General features: G+C 72.7%; 13 protein-coding genes. 8 read left to right on the forward strand and 5 right to left on the reverse strand.

Features of this window, described 5'->3' with window-relative positions:
• Window position 1: 1 nt before the first annotated feature.
• From K8638_RS16470 to K8638_RS16485, 4 genes are all read left to right on the forward strand, one after another.
• Window positions 2-736, forward strand: coding sequence for an ATP-binding cassette domain-containing protein (locus tag K8638_RS16470; RefSeq protein ID WP_223755486.1), 735 nt, complete (start codon window positions 2-4; stop codon window positions 734-736).
• Window positions 733-1905 carry an ABC transporter permease gene (locus K8638_RS16475; RefSeq protein ID WP_223755487.1) on the forward strand — a complete coding sequence of 391 codons (1173 nt, stop codon included), beginning with the start codon at window positions 733-735 and terminating at the stop codon, window positions 1903-1905. The genes K8638_RS16470 and K8638_RS16475 overlap by 4 nt, the downstream gene beginning before the upstream one ends.
• 87 nt (window positions 1906-1992) lie before the next feature.
• Complete coding sequence (locus K8638_RS16480) at window positions 1993-2529, forward strand: DUF2378 family protein (RefSeq protein WP_223755488.1); 537 nt, start codon at window positions 1993-1995, stop codon at window positions 2527-2529.
• A gap of 86 nt (window positions 2530-2615) precedes the next feature.
• On the forward strand, window positions 2616-3683 hold the full coding sequence (locus K8638_RS16485) for a DUF2804 domain-containing protein (RefSeq protein WP_223755489.1): 1068 nt from the start codon (window positions 2616-2618) through the stop codon (window positions 3681-3683).
• A gap of 21 nt (window positions 3684-3704) precedes the next feature.
• Here K8638_RS16485 and K8638_RS16490 read toward each other — a convergent pair whose 3' ends face one another.
• Window positions 3705-5033: a hypothetical protein gene (locus K8638_RS16490; protein WP_223755490.1), complete on the reverse strand. Its 1329-nt coding sequence runs from the start codon at window positions 5031-5033 to the stop codon at window positions 3705-3707.
• A gap of 182 nt (window positions 5034-5215) precedes the next feature.
• Between K8638_RS16490 and K8638_RS16495 the strand changes: the two genes are divergently transcribed.
• Window positions 5216-6298 (forward strand): zinc ribbon domain-containing protein, encoded by a 1083-nt coding sequence (locus K8638_RS16495; RefSeq protein ID WP_223755491.1) that lies wholly within the window; start codon window positions 5216-5218, stop codon window positions 6296-6298.
• A gap of 9 nt (window positions 6299-6307) precedes the next feature.
• Here the strand turns inward: K8638_RS16495 and K8638_RS16500 are convergent, their stop codons facing one another.
• The 3 genes from K8638_RS16500 to K8638_RS16510 form a co-directional block, all read right to left on the reverse strand.
• Entirely contained in the window at window positions 6308-7675 is a 1368-nt protein-coding gene (locus K8638_RS16500) for a phosphoenolpyruvate kinase (RefSeq protein ID WP_223755492.1), read from the reverse strand.
• Window positions 7672-10224 (reverse strand): M1 family metallopeptidase, encoded by a 2553-nt coding sequence (locus K8638_RS16505; RefSeq protein ID WP_223755493.1) that lies wholly within the window; start codon window positions 10222-10224, stop codon window positions 7672-7674. The genes K8638_RS16500 and K8638_RS16505 overlap by 4 nt, the downstream gene beginning before the upstream one ends.
• A 63-nt stretch (window positions 10225-10287) precedes the next feature.
• On the reverse strand, window positions 10288-10824 hold the full coding sequence (locus K8638_RS16510; protein ID WP_223755494.1) for a hypothetical protein: 537 nt from the start codon (window positions 10822-10824) through the stop codon (window positions 10288-10290).
• Between the two features lie 157 nt (window positions 10825-10981).
• Here K8638_RS16510 and K8638_RS16515 point away from each other — a divergent pair, with 157 nt between their 5' ends.
• The 3 genes from K8638_RS16515 (at window position 10982) to mtgA (ending at window position 15014) form a co-directional block, all read left to right on the forward strand.
• Complete coding sequence (locus tag K8638_RS16515) at window positions 10982-13018, forward strand: MASE1 domain-containing protein (RefSeq protein WP_223755495.1); 2037 nt, start codon at window positions 10982-10984, stop codon at window positions 13016-13018.
• Window positions 13019-13152: 134 nt separating this feature from the next.
• Window positions 13153-13824, forward strand: coding sequence for a CHAP domain-containing protein (locus K8638_RS16520; protein ID WP_223755496.1), 672 nt, complete (start codon window positions 13153-13155; stop codon window positions 13822-13824).
• 398 nt (window positions 13825-14222) lie between these two features.
• On the forward strand, window positions 14223-15014 hold the full coding sequence (gene mtgA / locus K8638_RS16525; RefSeq protein ID WP_223755497.1) for a monofunctional biosynthetic peptidoglycan transglycosylase: 792 nt from the start codon (window positions 14223-14225) through the stop codon (window positions 15012-15014).
• Between the two features lie 145 nt (window positions 15015-15159).
• Here mtgA and K8638_RS16530 read toward each other — a convergent pair whose 3' ends face one another.
• On the reverse strand, window positions 15160-16461 hold the full coding sequence (locus tag K8638_RS16530; RefSeq protein WP_223755498.1) for an APC family permease: 1302 nt from the start codon (window positions 16459-16461) through the stop codon (window positions 15160-15162).
• Between the last annotated feature and the right edge of the window lie 22 nt (window positions 16462-16483).

The following is a 16483-nucleotide window of genomic DNA, read 5'->3' on the forward strand; positions in this document are numbered from 1 at the left end:
GATGATTGAAGCCAGGAACCTGCACAAGCGCTTCGGCTCCGTCACCGCGGTGGAGGACGTGTCCTTCACCGCGGAGGATGGCGTGATTACGGGCCTGCTGGGCCCCAACGGCGCCGGCAAGACGACGACGATGCGCATGCTCTACACGCTGGTACGGCCGGACCGGGGCACCGCGCTCGTGGACGGCGTGGACGTCGTCCAGCGGCCGGAGGACGCGCGCCGGGCGCTGGGCGTGCTGCCGGATGCGCGCGGCCTCTACCCGCGCCTCACCGCCCGCGAGCACGCGCGCTACTTCGGTGAGCTGCACGGCCTGTCCGGCGCGGCGCTGGACAGGCGCGTGGACGAGCTCATCGAGTTGCTGGACATGAAGGACATCGCGGACCGGCGCACGGAGGGCTTCAGCCAGGGCGAGCGGGTGAAGGTGGCGCTGGCGCGGGCGCTGGTGCACGGGCCCCGCAACGTGCTGCTGGACGAGCCCACCAACGGGCTGGACGTGATGAGCACGCGCGCGGTGCGCACGCTGCTGCGGCGGTTGAAGGCGGAGGGATGCTGCGTGGTGTTCTCCAGCCACGTCATGCAGGAGGTGGCCGCGCTGTGTGACCGCATCGTCGTGGTGGCGCACGGCCGGGTGGTGGCGGACGGCACGCCGGACGCGCTGCGCGAGCGTACCGGCAAGGACAGCCTGGAGGAGGCCTTCGTGGCCACCATCGGTAGCGACATGGGGCTGATGCAATGAGGCGGCTGGCCGGTACCGTCTTCCGCAAGGAGCTGAGGGACCACCTGCGGGACAGGCGCTCGGTGCTCACCGCGCTGATGTTCCCGCTGCTGGGCCCCGTCGTCTTCATGGTGATGTTCAACCTGCTGGCCTCCTGGTACCGGCAGGACCGGCCGCTGGAGCTGCCGGTGGTGGGCCGCGAGCACGCCCCCAGCCTGATGGCCTTCCTGGAGCGCTACGGCGCGAAGCTGGTGGAGGCGCCGGAGGACTACGAGTCGCGCATCCGCGCGGGCACGCTGGACGCGGTGCTGGTGGTGCCGGAGGACTATGGCAGGCAGTTCTCCTCCGGGCACACCGCGCGGGTGCAGCTCGTGGTGGACAGCTCGCGTCAGTCCGCGCGCCACTCGGTGCTGCGCGCGCAGCGGTTGCTGGAGGCGTACGCGCAGCTCCTGGGCGACCAGCGCCTCTACGCGCGCGGCATCGCTCCGGAGCTGGCCATCCCCGTGCGCGTGGAGGAACTGGACCTGTCCACACCGGAGCGCACCGCCGCGGGTGTGCTGAACATGGTGCCCCTCTTCCTGGTGCTGGCCGCCTTCGCGGGCGGCATGCAGCTCGCCAGCGACACCATGGCGGGTGAGCGCGAGCGCGGCTCGCTGGAGCCGCTGCTGCTCAACCCCGCGCCCCGCGGCGCGGTGGTGACGGGCAAGTGGCTGGCCACCGTCGCCATGGCGGCCGGCGCGGTGCTGCTGACGTTGGTGGGCTACCTGCTGGTGGTGCGGCGCGTGCCGCTGGAGGACCTGGGCGTGAAGGCCCGCTTCGACGCGCCCGCCGCCCTGGGCATGGCCGTGGCGGTGCTGCCCCTGTGCCTGGCCGCCTCCGCGGTGCAGTTGTGGGTGTCCACCTATGCGCGCTCCTTCAAGGAGGCGCAGACGTACCTGTCGCTGCTGATGGTGGTGCCCATGCTGCCCGGCATGGTGCTGGCCCTGTCTCCCGTGCAGACGAAGGCGTGGATGTTCGCGGTGCCGGTGCTGGGGCAGGAGCTGCTGGCGGGCGAGGTGATGCGCGGGGAGCCGCTGGGGCCGCTGCCCTTCCTCATCGCCGCCGCCTCCAGCGCCGCGATGTCGGTGCTGGCGCTGCGTTTCACCACCCGCCTGCTCGCCCAGGAGCGCATCGTCTTCGGCCGGGGCTGAGGGCCGGCGGGCACGTGCGGAGCCCGCCTGCCTGCCTGCTCCGTGGTACTTCCGTTTCTTCGCGGACGGTGTGAGGCTTCACGCGCCATGTCTTCCCGCGAGCCGATGACCCGCGCGATGATTTTCGAGAGCCTCTTCGTCCAGGGGCTCAGGGCGGACGGCGCGTTCGCGGAGGCACTGCTCGCCGAGGGCGTGGATGTGCGGGCGCTGAAGCTGGAGTACCCCATGCGGGTGCTCAACCGGTGCGTGGACCTGGCGCGTCAGCACCTGTACCCGGACCTGCCCGAGGAGGCGGCACAGCGGCACCTGGGGCGCGTCTTCGTGCAGGGCTTCACCCAGACGCTGCTGGGCCGGGTGGTGGTGGTGGGCATGCCCATGCTGGGCCCGGTGCGCTACCTCAAGCGCTTTCCGGACCACCTGCGGCTGGACAGCTCTCCGCTGCGCGTACTGCCGGTGCAGGTGGGCGAGCGGGCCTTCCGGATGGAGTTCCGCAACGAGGCCCTGGTGAGGCCGGACTTCCTGGCGGGCGTCCTGCTGGAGGGGCTGAAGCTGGCGCGCGCCGAGGCGGCCATCACCGTCGAGCGCCACTCGCTCTTGAGTTTCGATCTGCACATCACCTGGTAGCCCTGGAGGGCGGCAATGTCGGCGGGTGGCCCTTGGCCGCCGACTCTGGATGACATCCGCGCCCGGTTGGCTTCCAATGGCGACAGATGACGCCCGAGCGAGAAGCCCTCCTTCCCCCCGCGCCGGCCTCCGTGGCGACGGCGCGGGGCGAACCGCGATTCGGCACCTACCAGGGTGAGCTGCCCGAGGTGGACCTGCCCCGCCTGCAAGGGCGGTGGTCCCCCACGCGCACCACGCGCCTGCTCAAGCGCAAGCGGTGGCACTACACCTTCGCGGCCACGCCGGAGGTCGCCGCCCTCTTCGCCGTGGTGGACCTGGGCTACACGGCGAGCGCCTTCGCGGTGGCGTTGGATTTGCGCGAGCGCCGGCCGCTCTGCGACGTGAGCTTCCTGGGCGCGCCCGGGCCCATGGTGGAGCTGGGAGACAAACCCGGGGCGGGGCTCAACGCCTCCTTCCGGACGCTGGGCGGGAAGCTGTCCATACGGCGCGGCGAGGAGGACGAGCGCTACCGGGTGGAGGTGGACGTCAGCCGCCTGCGCACCGGCAGCCTGCAGTCCTTCCAGTGGAACGGCGATTTGCTGGTGGCCGGTGGTCCTCCCGCGCTGACGGTGATTGCGCCGGTGGAGGGGGACGGGCTGGTGAACGTCACCATGAAGCGCAACGGCCTGCTGTCCTTCGGCAGCCTGGAGGCGGGCGGCAAGCGCTTCCGGTTGGACGGCGGCGTGGGTGGCATGGACTACACGCAGGGCTACCTGGCGCGGCACACGGCCTGGCGCTGGGCCTTCGCGGCGGGGCGGCTGGCGGATGGCACGCCCGTGGGCCTCAACCTGGTGGAGGGCTTCAACGAGTCCTCCGCCGAGGCCAACGAGAACGCGCTGTGGCTGGGGGACACGCTGTACCCGCTGGCGCGGGCGCGCTTCGAGTACAACACGAAGGAGATGATGGAGCCCTGGCGGCTGGTGACGGTGGACGGCGCGGTGGACCTGCGCTTCCAGCCGTTCCACGTGCACCGCGAGGAGCGGGACTTGCGCGTCGTGGTGAGCCACTTCGCGCAGCCGGTGGGCTTCTTCACGGGCACGGTGAAGGTGGGCGGACGCACGCTGGAGCTGTCCGACGTGCCCGGCGTCACCGAGGACCAGGACATGCTGTGGTGAGGGGGCCCGCGGCCGCGCGCCTCAATACGGGCCGCGCGCTTGGGAGTGGACGAGCTCTGAGGTGAGCTTCCCTTCAGGGCGAGCCCGCTCCGTCCACTCCAGCAGGCCCTGGTCGTTGACTCTCGCCTTCGCCGTGTTGGCTCCAGCAGTGAGCGTGATGGCACGGGGGCCCGAGGCCGCGTCCCGGCGCAGCGAGAGCTCCACCGGCGCGGTGACGTCCTCGGCGGGCCGGTACACGTCGAGCACCACCTCCGATGTGTCTCCGGACAGCAGCCACTTCTCCACGGCGACGCGGACGTCGTCCTCCGTGGCCAACCCCCGCTTCGAGGTGAAGGTGCCCTTGAGGGTCCGCGTGCCCTGGCGTCCCTCGTAGCGATACGAGGTCCCGGGAACGGTGAGGCCCTCGGGGCCAGAGGACCCGGTGTTCGTTGCCGGCTCACGCCCGCGCCGCAGCGTCACCTGCAATGCGAGCACACCCTCCTCCGCCCGGGCATGGCGCAGCTCCACCAGGTGGTTCCGTGCATCGGTCAGCGTGGTGGTGGTGCTGTCCTCCGCGCGCAGCCCGCCTCCCGTGCCGGGCAGCAGCAGGCTGGTGGTGGACTCGGTGCGGGTGGTGCCACCTGTCACGCTCCTCGACGTGCGCCAGTCGAATCCAGCGAGCCGCCCGTCCAGCTTCAACACACGCAGCTCCTCGCGGCGCGTGGGAGGGCGCGGGCGTCCCGGTACCTGGAGCGAGCGGGCCAGGTCCGTGGTGATGCGGCGGAACGTCCGCGTGTAGCCGGGCTCGTCGTGCGCGCACAGCAGCGGCAGTTCCGGGCTCGCGCTGACCATCAGCTTCATCTGCCCCGCGCCCATGCCGCCGCCCGGCGTGGCCGTCTCGTAATCCACGCGGAGGAACAGGGCCGGGGCGCCCGCCACCACCGCGACCTCCGTGGGCTCCATGCGCCGCACCGTGACGCCCGGCCCCGCGCCCACCGCCTTCGCCACCGCGAGCAGCGCGCCCGCCGCGTCGAGCGGGCGCTCATAGACGAAACACGCCAGCGCCACCTCGGTGCCCAGCGGGATGTCGATGCGCGTGGAGCCCTCGTTGCGCGCCAGCGTGGGCGGAGCCGTGGCCTCCACCTCCGCGGTGAAGACGCGCTCGGGTGAGTCCACCCGATGTTTCCCCAGCGGCGGCAGCTCGCGAGCGGACGGGCCCGTGGGCTCGAGCTCGGGGACCGGGGGCTCGGCGGGCGTTCCGGCACTGGGAGTGCCGGGCTGGGGCGCGGGTGTCTCGGCTCCCGGCCGGGAGGTCCGTGACGGCCCCGCACAGGCGGTGGCGAGGCAGAGCAGGAAGGCGAATCGCCGCATCGGAGGACTCGGGGGGGCGGAAAACCGGGCCGGTGGAGGCGGGGGACGCTACCGTGACTCCGGAATGCCGTCAGGGCCCACGGGGGTTGTCTCCCGGCAAGGAGTGGGCGCCGGACATCCCGGGCGCGTACGGGCCTCGGAGGGGGTAGGCTGCGCCCCACCCCGCAGCCACGAGGGACCTCATGCTCTGCTCGCATTGCGGCCAGCCCCTTCCCCCGGGGCACGGCGCCACCTGCCCCCACTGTGGAAGGAACGTTCATTCCACCAGCTCGCCCGTGGAGGACGCGGCCGACACCGCCCGCCGCACCGCCGAGGCCGCGGGCCGCGCCGTCCAGTCCCTGCTGGAGGACCCGCGCCTGCGCGAGCGCCTCCCGGGAGGCTCGCTGCCGCTGCTCGGCTCGGGGCTGGTCGCCACCGCCGTCCTGCTCCCCGTGCTTCCCTTCTTCGGGGGCACCATCGGCCTGCCCTGGTCGCTGGTGATGCTCGCGGGCAGCGTGCTGCTGGGCGCGCGCGAGTGGCGCGCCGCGGGCCGTCCGCTCCCACCCCCCCTGGAGCGCGTGGCCCAGGTGGCCGCGCATCCCGCCTTCCTGCCCCTCTTCACCGGGCTCACGCTCACCTTCGCCTTCCTCTCGCTGAGCCTCGGGCTGGTGCCGCTCCTCTGGCTGGCCGCCGCCGTCGTGCTCGGCTACGTGCAGTGGCGCGTGTTCCAGGCCTCACCCGCGTCGGCGCCGGAGCTGCGGCCCGCCCCGGGGGCCACGCGCTTCAAGCGCTTCGTGCTCGCGGGCACCGCCGTGTGCGCGGTGTCGCTGCTGTTCAACTGGGGCTCGGGCGTCGGGAGCTGGTACTCGCTGGGCGGCTACGGCTACGAGGTCAACCGCGTCACGGAAGTCGACCGGAGTGGCCGCCCCACGGGCGCCTCCTGGGACGAGTGGAACTACGGCTGGCGGCCCGGCTTCTCCACCACGCACTACGCCTATGGCACGTCCGGGCGTTCCAGGACTGGCGCGCCGCTCGCGGTGATGTCGCTGCTGGCGCTCGCGCTGGTGGGCGCGCTGCCCCGGGTCCGCGCCGCGGTGCCACCGCTGCTGCCGCCCGTCCTCGCCGGGCTCCTCACCCTGTGGGGCGTCACGGGCCTCTCCTCGCGCCTGGGGCCCTGGCTCTTCCTGCTGGGCGTAGTGGCCATCGACGTCGCCGTGGCGCGCGAGTTCCTCCAGCCGCGAGGCACGGGGACGCCGGGGCCGGGCCCCGGTCCGGCGTCCCCGTAGCGGAGCCCTTCAGCCTCCCGAGGAGGCGCGGCCGCGGCGTGACTCGACGATGGCGCGGAAGGAGCGGCTGCGCAGCTCCTCCAGCGTGAGGCCGGCGGCGAGCACCTCGTCCTGGTTGAGGGCGCCGCAGCTCAGTCCCCGCAGGAAGAAGTTGAGCAATCCCTGCCCGGTGGCCGCGTCGTCGAACACGTCACCCAGCAGCGTCGCCTGCGCGGCCTTGTCCATGAAGGCCCTCAGCCGGCGCGAGGCCGCGTCCAGCCCCTCCAGGAAGAAGGCATACACGGCCGCGTAGCGCACGGGGAGCTGCGCCGGGTGCAAGTCCCAGCCCTGGTACCACGCGCGCTCCAGCGAGTGCCGGATGTGCCGGTACGAGAGCTGCCACACCCGGTGCACCGCCTCCATGTTCTCCCGCCGCTGCGTGGGCAGCAGCACCTCGCCGCCCTGCGCCTTGTGCGGAGGCACGGGCATGACGTTCGTGGCGCCGTCCGCCAGCATGATGCCGGTGCCGGCGAGCGACACCTGCACCACGTCCCGGAGGAAGTCGCAGGTGGGGTGCAGCATGCTCTGCGCGTGGGCGCTGACGCTGAGGGCGGCGGTGTAGTCGTACACGCCCAGGTGCACGCTGGTGCAGCGTCCCGCTCCCGCCTCCACCAGCCGCGGCAGGTGCAGCCGGCCCTCGCGGTCGAAGAGGGCCTGGGGCGTCTCCACCATCAGCTCCAGGCCCAGCGAGCCTGACGGCAGCCCCTTCTCCGTCTCCATCACCTCCAGGATGCGCGCCAGCGCGGCCACCTGCTCCGGCACCGACACCTTGGGCAGGGTGACGACGAAGGAGGGCGGCAGCTTCCCTCCCGTGCGCTCCAGCAGGGTGGTGAGGAACAAGTCCAGCGTGCGAGAGGCCCGCTCGAACAGCTCCTCCGTGAAGGACTTCACCCGGATGCCGACGAAGGGCGGCAGCGAGCCCTGCTCCAGGCCGCGGGCCATCTCCGTGGCGGCGGAGACGGCGTGCCCGTCCTCCTCCGCGTCGGGGCGGTGGCCGTAGCCGTCCTCGAAGTCGATGCGCAGGTCCTCCACCGGCTCGCGCTCGAGCTTGTCCACCACGCGCCCGTAGACGCGCTGGGCGAAGCGGCCGCGCTGGGGCAGCCCCAGGCCGTGGGCCAGCTCGGCGGCGTCCGGCGCGTACTCCTTCAGCGCCGCGAGCGCCAGGTCCCCCAGCTTCCGCGCCGTCTCCGCGCGGAAGAGGTGGGCGCCGCCGTACACCACGTGCACCGGCTGCCGGCGCGGCGACTCGCCGGGGTAGGCGCGCGCGAGCTCGACGTTGGCCTTGCGCAGGGCCTCGCGCGCGCCGGCGAGGCTGGCGGGTGTCAGCGTCGTCTTCACGGCTGCTTCTTGAGCCACGCCGACACCTCGGGGGCGCAGCGCTCGCGCAGGGCCACGTCCTGGGACAGCCGCTCCAGCGTCTGGGCCGTGGCCTGCTGCGCCTCGGGCACCGGGTTCGCCTGCAGGAGCGCCTTCATCTGCTCCAGGTGCTCACGCGTGCGCAGCATGCCCATGGCCTCGACGATGCGGCGCAGCAGCATGGGCGCGCCACCCGTGCGGGCCAGCACGTCCTTCCACCGCGTGCGCATCACCCCCCACCACGCCTCGCGGCCGGTGCGGTTGCCCAGCAGCCCCGTGATGAAGCTGGACACGTCCTGCGTCTTCACGGTGTCGGTGAAGAACAGCCCCTGCGCGCGCTCGGCCAGCACCGGGTTCTCGAAGCCGGTGAGCGCCATGAGGTAGCGGCGCTGCGTGGCCGGGTCCGGCTCCTTCGGCATCTTCTGGAGGAACGTGTCGAACAGGGCCGAGTCCCCGGCGCGCGCCACCATGGCCACCGACGCGTCCAGCAGGTTGGGCTCCAGCGCCTCCCTGTCCCCCTCGAGCATGCGGGCCACGCGCGGGCGGGCCTCCGCGAGCGCCTCCGGGCTGCGCGCCAGTCCGCCCACCGCGCGCACCAGCGCCGCGCGCCGCAGCTTCACCCGGTCCGACTCGCCCGGCGACGCCTGCCAGCCCAGCTTCTTCAGCCCCGGGGCCAGCAGCCGCTCCACCCACCGGCGGAAGCGCTCCTGCTCCTCGCCGTCCACCAGCCGGCCCTCGATGTACGCCAGCCGGCCCACCAGCTCGTCCAGGACGGAGTCGTCCTCCTCGTCGCCGAAGCGGCTTGCCAGGTCCAGCAGGTCCGCCACCGACGCCTGCGCCGAGCGCACCAGCGCCCACTGGTCCGCCAGCAGGGAGACGCGCTCCGCGGGTGCCAGCGCCTTCAGGTTGGCCGCCAGCTTCTCCAGCGCCGGCTTGTCGTACGCCACCCGGTAGAAGCCGGTGGAGCCCGCGTTGGCCGTCAGCCACTTCACGTCGCCCGAGCCCTCCAGCGTCACCGTGGCCCGCGCCTCACGCAGCAGCACCCGCTGCTCGCGCACGCCGCCGCCGTCCTCGAAGCGCAGCACCATGGGCACCGGCCACTTCTCGCCGCTCTCCACGCCCGGCTCCGAGTAGAAGCGCCGCTGCGACAGGTGCAGGGTGCGCCCCTCCAGCCGCGCGGACACCAGCGGGAAGCCGCTCTGGCCCACCCACGCCGTGGCCAGCTCCTCCACCGGCTGCTTCGCGGCCTGGCCCAGCGCGTTCCACAAATCCTCCTTCACCGCGTTGGCGCGCGCGTGCTTGCGCATGTACTGGCGGATGCCCTCGCGGAAGGGGCCCTCGCCGAGGAAGCCCTCAATCATCCGCAGCACCGCGCCGCCCTTCTCGTACGTAATCGCGTCGAAGCTCTCACCGGCCTCGCCCGCGTTGCGCACCTCGCCGTGGATGGGGTGCGTGGACTTGAGCGCGTCCAGGTGCAGCGCGCTGGCCCGGTGCGCGTCGAAGTCCAGCCACATGCGCCACTCGGGGCGCCACTGGTCGACAATCTTGAAGGCCATCCACGTGGCGAACGCCTCGTTGAGCCACAGGTCGTCCCACCACACCATGGTGACCCAGTTGCCGAACCACTGGTGCGCCAGCTCGTGCGTCACCACCTCCGCCACGCGCTTCTGCACGGACAGCGGCGCGGTGGCCGGGTCCAGCAGCAGCGCCACCTCGCGGTACGTAATCAGGCCGGCGTTCTCCATGGCGCCGGCCTCGAAGTCCGGAATGCCCACCTGGTCCACCTTGGTGAAGGCATACGGCAGCCCGAAGTAGTCCTGGAGCCGGGGCAGCACCGCCAGCGCCACGTCCTGCCCGAAGCGCGTCAGGTGCGCCTTCTCCGGCAGGGACCAGGTGCGTACCGGCACGCCCTCCACGTGCTGCTCCGGCGTGCCCACCAGGGGGCCCGCCACCAGGGCGATGAGGTAGCTGCTCAGCACCTCCGTCTCCTGGAACGTCACCTTCTGGAGGTCCCCGTCCTGCTCCTCCTTCACCACCGGGCCGTTGCCCAGCACGGTGTGGCCCTTCGGCACGCGCACGGAGAGGGCCCACTTCGCCTTGAAGGCCGGCTCGTCGAAGGACGGGAAGAGACGGCGCGCGTCGGCCGCCTCGAACTGGGTGGCCGCCACCTTGCCCGCGAGGTACAGGCCTCGCAGCCCTTCCGTGAAGCCTCCCGTCCACGCCACGTCCAGCGACGCGGGCCCCTTCGGCAGCGGCGCGTCGAAGCGGAGCACCACCGTCTCGCTCTGCTGCATGGGCTGGATGGAGGACGGCCTGCGCTGCTCGCCGCCCGCGCGGAACGTCACCTCCCCGAGCTGCAGGGCGATGGCATGGAGGATGATTTCCTTCGAGGGCTCCGCCAGCTCCAGGTCGATGGTCTGCTGCCCGGAGAAGCGCTTCGCGTCCATGTCCAGGGTCAGCGTGGCAGCGTAGCGGCGGGGACGGATGGATGCCGGCAGGCGGAAGTTCTTGTCTTCGGTCGGATGCGCCATGGGAAGGTGGAATGTAGCGCCCGGGACGCCGTGCGCCCGGACTTAGTTGCCGGTTGTCCGCCGTCACACCCTTGAAGGGCGGGGCCGGCGGCGGGAGGAGGGGGTGGGCGGCCGTGGGACGAGCTGGTGGAAGAGGCTGGACTCTCGCTTGAAGAAGCCCTCCGTGTGGAAGGAGTGGGGGAGCTCCAGCAGCAGGAAGTCCAGGTGATGACACAGCTCATGGAGGAAGGTGCGCAGATACGTGCGGAAGGCCACCACGCGCGCGTGCCTCGCGGTCCGCATCCAGACCTGGAGGCGGGGACGCCGGCCCGGTGCCAGGGTGTAGAGGCCGTGCAGCTCTCCCGTCTCCGAGGAGGGGCGGACCTCCAGCACCTCCACCTCCACGGCGGCCACGTCGAGCCGCTCGCACAGCGCGTCGGACAGCCGGGTGGTGGCGTCCTCCAGGGTGGCGCGCTCGCCCGAGGCCAGGGCCTGGCGCAGGGCCTCCACCAGGGGACGCAGCGCCTGCGGCTCGCGCACCCGCAGCGCGGCCACGGTATCGCTCATCCGGTAGACGCGTTGCTGGGCCGTGGAGAGGTTGTCGAAGTAGGCAAAGGGCACGGCGGGCGGACTCCAACGGCTTGAAGGTAGGGACGCCCGGTGGGACAGGCGACCGGGCCGGGGGGCCCGGAAGCGGACGCGCGCTCCCTCGTACCGCCGCCCTTCCTAGCATTCGGCCGGGCACACCCGGGCTGCTTACCTTCCGCAGGGGGTCGTCATGGCTCGACGCGCCATGTTGCTCGCGGTGTGCTACCTGGCGCTGAAGCTGGTGAGCATGCACTTCGTGTATGCGCCCCTCAGCAGCGCCCTGGTGTGGCTGCCCGCGGGGCTGAGCCTGGCATTCCTCCTCCGTTCCCCCCAGCGCATGTGGCCGGCCCTGCTGGGGGCCGTCTTCGTGGCGGAGGCGGGGTCCGCGGTGGCGCAGGGGTTTCCGGCGCCGGTGGCGGTGGCCTGGGGCCTGGGCAACATCCTGCGCCCCCTGCTGGGCGCGGTGCTGCTGGGGCGCTTCGTGGGCGGGCCGGTGCGGTTCCTCCAGGTGCGGGACGTGGCCGGGTTGCTGGTGCTGGCGGGGTTGGTGGGCACGGTGCCCGGCGCCACGCTGGGCGCGGGGGCCGCCGCGCTGTGGCTTCGCACGGCGCCGTTCTGGGACGAGTGGTGGCCCTGGTGGCTCAGCGACTGCCTGGGCACCGTGCTGGTGGCGCCGGTGCTGCTGACGTGGTGGCCGCTGGGGCGCCGGCCGCTGGGGCGCAGGCGCCTGTTGGAGATGGGCGTGCTGCTGGCGCTGGTGGCGGGAGTCACCGTCTTCATCTTCCACCGCCCCAGCACGTCCGGCATTGGCTTCACCGCGACGCTGCCGTACGCGGCGTTCCCCTTCGTCATCGCCGCGGCGCTGCGCCTGGGGCCCCGGGGGGCGTCGAGCACCTCGGCCGTCATGGGAACGCTGGCGGTGGCGTACACCAGCCGGGATTACGGCCTCTTCAGCATGCTGCCCGTCTCGACAGCGGAGCGGGTGCTGTCGGTGCAGGTCTTCCTGGCCGTGCTCACGTTGACGGCCCTCACGCTGGCGGCGGTGGTGGCGGGGCGGCGCAGGGCGGAGATGGCCAAGCGGGTGCTGGCCGGAGCGGGCGCGGTGCTGGCCGAGTCCCCCGACTGGAGTGTCACCCTGCCCCGCGTGGCGAGGCTCCTCGTCCCGGAGCTGTGCGTGGGCACCGCCATCTGGATGGTGGACACCACGGGGATGGTGGAGCGGGTGGCCTCGGCGGGGTGGACGCCCGAGCGAGAGGCCGGGCTGCGGGGCCATTTCCCCCCGCTTCCTCGAGGGCCGCTCAAGTGGAGGGGGGCGGGCGGCTCGGGCGTCCTGGTGCCGCTGCGGGTGCGCGGGCAGGTGGTGGGGGCGCTCTCGCTGGTGGCGGACGAGGACGGACACCCCGTGTGCCGGCGCGACGTGCTGCTGGCGGAGGACCTGGCGCGCCGGTGTTCCATGGCGCTGGAGAACGCGCGGCTGCTCGACGAGGCCCACGAGGCCATCCGCGTGCGGGACGAGTTCATCGCCGTGGCGGCGCACGAGCTGCGCACGCCGCTGGCCACGCTCACCCTGCGCGTGCAGAGCCTGATGGGGCAGCTCCGCCGCGGGGGAGGGGGGGAAGACGTGCTGGAGAAGCTGGGCTTCATCTCCCGGCAGGTGACGCGCCTGACGGAGCTGGTGGAGACCGTGCTGGACGTGGGCCGCGTCAACGCGGGCACGCTGGAGCTGCGGCGCGAGGAGGTAGACCTGTCCGCGCTGGTGGAGGAGGGCGTGGGACGCTTCGCGGACGAGGCCGCGCGCGCCGGCTGCGAGCTGCGGCTGCGGATGGAGCCCCCGCACGTATGGGGGTGGCTGGACCGTGGCCGCATGGAGCAGGCGCTCAACCACCTGCTGGGGAACGCCATCAAGTTCGGTATCGGCCACCCGGTGGACGTCGAGCTGACGGAGGTGGACGGCCGCGCGCGGCTGACGGTGACGGACCAGGGCATCGGCATCCCCCGGGACTCGCTGGAGCGTATCTTCGGGCGCTTCGAGCGGGCGGTGTCCTCGCTCCAGTACGGAGGCCTGGGGCTGGGACTGTTCCTCACGCGGCAGATCGCCGAGGCCCACGGGGGCTCCGTCCATGTGGAGAGCGAGGCGGGGGCCGGAGCCACCTTCGTGCTGGAGCTGCCCGTGCGGCCGCGGGCGCCGCTCCCGCACGAGGCGCCCCGGCCCCAGCCCGGCGCGTGAGCCGGCCGCGGGAAGTCTCCCGTGTGGGAAATCGATTCCACACATGGAGCCCCGCGTGGCCCGGGGCGCTGTCCACGGGTGGACGCCCGGGCGTGTGGGCAGGCGCGGCACACGCGTTGCTCTGACGCGCGGGCATGCGTCGAGGCGTGTGGCTGGGGGCGGTGGTGGGGATGCTGCTGTGGGGCGGTGAGGCGGAGGCCGTGCGCAAGCGCGCGCCGAGGCGTCAGGCCACCGTCTCCCTCTCGGAGCGGGCCGTGTGGCGCGCGAAGTCCTGGGTGGGGCTGAGCTCTCTGCGCACGGTGAGCACGACGGTGAACGACGACTGCTCGGGACTGACGCAGCTTGCGTATCGCAAGCCCGGGCTGAGTCTGATGCCGGAGCGGACCCTCCCCGGGGAGAACGGGGTGAAGGCCATCTACCGGAAGGCGGGGGAGCTGGGCACGCTGAGTGACACGCCCCGGGTGGGGGACATGGTGTTCTTCCGGGACACGCATGACCGGAACAAGGACGGGCGCCTCAACGACGGCCTCACGCACATCGGCATCGTGGAACGCGTGGGCGCGGATGGCACGGTGACGTTCGTCCACCGCGCGGGGGGGGGCGTGAAGCGCGGCCGCTTCAACCTCGCACGCCCCGACGCGCGGAAGGACGAGAAAGGGCACGTCCTCAATGACTGGCTGCGCCGCCGTGACAAGCGCAACCGGGGGTACCTCGCGGGGGAGCTGGTGGCCGGCTTCGCCTCCGTGGACGAGCGCTGGCGGAACACGGCCACACCCGTGGCGGCGGCGAAGCTGAAACCGCGGTAGGGCGCACACGCGTGGTTGACGCGCAAGCCGCCTGCCTGCTGCCCGGGCAGGCGAGATGACCAGGAGCGTGGCAGGGCCGCCCGCCGCTCGTTCCTACCGGGAGATGGATGTGCCCTGGCGCCGGTGGCAGGTGGCCTCCGCGGCTTGCCCCCACTGAGAGGTGGGGGTGACGCCAATGCCGGGAGGCGCTATGCACGGCCCCGATGCCCCCTTCGAATGGTCGGCCTGCCCAGGGGCCCACGGAGCCTGAGCGCGCGCAGGTGGCACCCCAGGCCGTCCCGGCCAATCCCATCGTGTTGTCAACGGAGGAGCGGGTGACGCCTCCGGAGGTGTCACCTCTCCCGGCGGGGACGTCTCCTGGCTCCCGTTCCCCTCCCGCGTCCCGGTCCACTCCGCGCATGGGGAAATGGCCCCGGCGCCGGAAGGTGCTGCTCGCGCTCGCGGGGCTGCTGCTCGCCTTGTCGGTGTACGAGTACGTCACGCTGCCGGACGCCGAGCCGCTGGCGAAGGACAACCCGAAGACGACGGCGCTCATCGAGCAGCGCGCGGAGGAGGCGCGGGAGGCGGGGAAGAAGGCCCGCCGCCGCCAGCATTGGGTGCCGCTGACGTCCATCTCCAAGCACGCGGTGGCCGCGGTGCTGGTCTCCGAGGACGCCGGCTTCTACGGGCACGAGGGCGTGGACTCCTCCGAGGTGCGCAAGGCGCTGGAGGAGGCATGGGAGAAGCGCCGCCTGGGCCGGGGCGCCTCCACGATTACGCAGCAGCTCGCGAAGAACCTCTGGCTGTCCACGGACCGCAGCCTGCTGCGCAAGGCGAAGGAGCTGATACTGGCCCACCGGCTGGAGGAGGCGCTCACCAAGAAGCGCATCCTCACGCTGTACCTCAACGTCGCCGAGTGGGGACAGGGCGTCTACGGCATCGAGGCCGGCGCGCGCGAGCATTTCGGCGTGTCCGCATCGCAGCTCACGGTGGCGCAGGGAGCCATCCTCGCCGCCATGCTGCCGGCGCCGCGCAAGCGCTCGCCCTCTTCCGGTTCGCGGGCGCTGAAGCGGCGCGCGCTGTGGATTGTGGACCAGCTCGAGTCCGTGGGCCGCATCACCGCCGCGGAGGCGGACGGTGCGCGCGCGGACCTCGACCGGCTGCTCGGACGCAAGCCGGCGGCCGAGGACGCGGACGACGACGACTCCTGATTCAGGGGGCGGATGAGTCCTGCCGCGGAGCCACCCCGGCCACGCGGTAACGCACCTCCCGGTGCCTTCCCCAGGACGCCGCGCTCGTGGAGCAGGGGCCTGAGGACCCGGGAGGGCGCCGGCCCACCCCGCGCGATGCGGTGCCTCAGCCCGCTCCGCGCCGCGAGGCGAACTGCTGGTACGCGAGCGCGCAGACGGTGACGGCGCCGACCCACGCGAGGAACGTCCCCACGAAGAAGAGCACCGCCGTGCACGCCACCAGCGACACGAGGGCCGCGTAGGAGAGCGGCGGGCGCAGCAGCCGCGTGGCGGCGGCCATGGACAAGACATAGGTGGCGAGGAACGACGACGTGGAGAACGGGAGCAGGTCCGCGATGCGCAGCCGGCCGAGGTACGTCGCCGCGAGCCCGAGCAGCGCGGCGGCACAGAGCGCCACCAGCGCCCGGTGGGGCGTGCCCGACGCGGAGGTGACGCCGAGCCAGGCAGGGAGCTGGCGCCGCTCGCCCAGCGCGAAGGCGAGGCGGCTGGTGCCCGCGACATACGCGTTCAACGGGATGAACGAGAGCAGCAGCCCGGCGATGCCCACCACGCGGGAGGCGTTGGGCCCGAAGACGTGTCCCGCCAGCACGACGAGCGGCGTCTTCGCGCCTGCCGCGGCCCCGTAGGCCCCGGTGCCGATGGTGACGATGGCGAGAGGGAGGTAGACGATGGCCACGATTCCCACGGCGAGCAGGCTGGCCCGCCAGATGTCGCGAGGCTCGCGAAACTCCCGGGCGAGCGGCGTAATCGCCTCCCAGCCGACGAAGGCCCAGAAGAGCTGGACGGCGGCGAGCCCCACCGTCACCGGGCTTCGCGAGAAGAAGGGGGTGAAGGCCTGGACCTCCACCTCCTGGAGCGCGCGCCCGACGATGAGCACCAGGCCGGCGACAATCACGGCGAGCGTCATCAACTGGGCCGTGGCGCTGACACGCAGGCCCACGAAGTTGAGGGCGTAGGCGGAGACGACCAGCGCCGTGCCGAGCGTGAAGGCCAGCGTCTCTCCACCGCCGAGGACGCTCGCGCCGTACTCACCGGCGATGAGCGCCGCCACGGCGGTGCCCGTGGGCACCTGCGCCAGGAAGAGCCAGCCGGCGACCGCGCCCCAGCGGGGACCGAAGGCGCGCTCAATCGCGTCGGAGAACCCGGCCGCGTCGGCCCGCTGGCGCGAGAGCGCCGCGTAGGTCAGCGCCAGCGGCAGGGACAGGAGCACCAGCCCCAGCCACGCCAGCACCGACGCCGGTCCCGCCGTCTCGGCGGCGACGCCCGGCAGCACGAGCACGCCCGTTCCGAGCACCGAGCCGACATAGAGCGAGACGCCCTGCCACAACCCCAGGGTGCGGCGCAGGGGCTGCGTCTGCCCCTGGGAAGCGGGGAGGCCGTGGGGGGAGGCCGCGGTGGTGGATGACATGGAGCCTGCCTTTCCGGGCCAC

Origin of the sequence: Myxococcus sp. RHSTA-1-4 (assembly GCF_020037125.1) — a bacterium.
GTDB lineage: Bacteria > Myxococcota > Myxococcia > Myxococcales > Myxococcaceae > Myxococcus.

Bases quoted from the DNA above. Each gene is read 5' to 3' on its own strand.
- K8638_RS16470 (WP_223755486.1), top strand. From the start codon at position 2: ATGATTGAAGCCAGGAACCTGCACAAGCGCTTCGGCTCCGTCACCGCG.
- K8638_RS16475 (WP_223755487.1), top strand. From the start codon at position 733: ATGAGGCGGCTGGCCGGTACCGTCTTCCGCAAGGAGCTGAGGGACCAC.
- K8638_RS16480 (WP_223755488.1), top strand. From the start codon at position 1,993: ATGTCTTCCCGCGAGCCGATGACCCGCGCGATGATTTTCGAGAGCCTC.
- K8638_RS16485 (WP_223755489.1), top strand. From the start codon at position 2,616: ATGACGCCCGAGCGAGAAGCCCTCCTTCCCCCCGCGCCGGCCTCCGTG.
- K8638_RS16490 (WP_223755490.1), bottom strand. From the start codon at position 5,033: ATGCGGCGATTCGCCTTCCTGCTCTGCCTCGCCACCGCCTGTGCGGGG.
- K8638_RS16495 (WP_223755491.1), top strand. From the start codon at position 5,216: ATGCTCTGCTCGCATTGCGGCCAGCCCCTTCCCCCGGGGCACGGCGCC.
- K8638_RS16505 (WP_223755493.1), bottom strand. From the start codon at position 10,224: ATGGCGCATCCGACCGAAGACAAGAACTTCCGCCTGCCGGCATCCATC.
- K8638_RS16515 (WP_223755495.1), top strand. From the start codon at position 10,982: ATGGCTCGACGCGCCATGTTGCTCGCGGTGTGCTACCTGGCGCTGAAG.
- K8638_RS16520 (WP_223755496.1), top strand. From the start codon at position 13,153: ATGCGTCGAGGCGTGTGGCTGGGGGCGGTGGTGGGGATGCTGCTGTGG.
- mtgA (WP_223755497.1), top strand. From the start codon at position 14,223: ATGGGGAAATGGCCCCGGCGCCGGAAGGTGCTGCTCGCGCTCGCGGGG.
- K8638_RS16530 (WP_223755498.1), bottom strand. From the start codon at position 16,461: ATGTCATCCACCACCGCGGCCTCCCCCCACGGCCTCCCCGCTTCCCAG.